Below are 371 nucleotides of genomic sequence, written 5' to 3' on the forward strand. Positions count from 1 at the left end.
GTTGATCAGGTCAACAATGTTGCAGGCGTACGGGCGGAGTTCGATGAGAAGACCGGCTCCCTGTCGATCATCTCGAACGACAACGTTTATCTGCGCACCGACAATGCGGGCGCAGCCACACCTGCCCCATCCAATCTGGTCAGCGTAACTGCCGCAAACTTCACAGCAGGGTCGCAGCTGCTGAAGAACTCGGGCTCTTTCAACGTTGAAGACATCCTGACACTGACCGACGGCAACGGCTACGAGCTGGGCTCGCTGGAAGTGACGGACAAGACTTCGGTCAAGGATCTGACCGAGTTCGTCAAGCGCTTCAACGGCGTCGATGCCTCGTTCAACACCAGTACCGGCAAGCTCACCATCGAAAGTGACGT

1 pseudogene is annotated in these 371 nt (G+C 56.9%); it reads left to right on the top strand.

Going from position 1 to position 371, the window contains the following annotated elements:
- Positions 1 to 371: pseudogene (locus V6L75_RS21005) on the top strand (flagellin N-terminal helical domain-containing protein); the annotation flags it as partial.

It is taken from the genome of Pannonibacter anstelovis (genome assembly GCF_036881715.1).
Taxonomy (GTDB): Bacteria; Pseudomonadota; Alphaproteobacteria; order Rhizobiales; family Stappiaceae; genus Pannonibacter; species Pannonibacter anstelovis.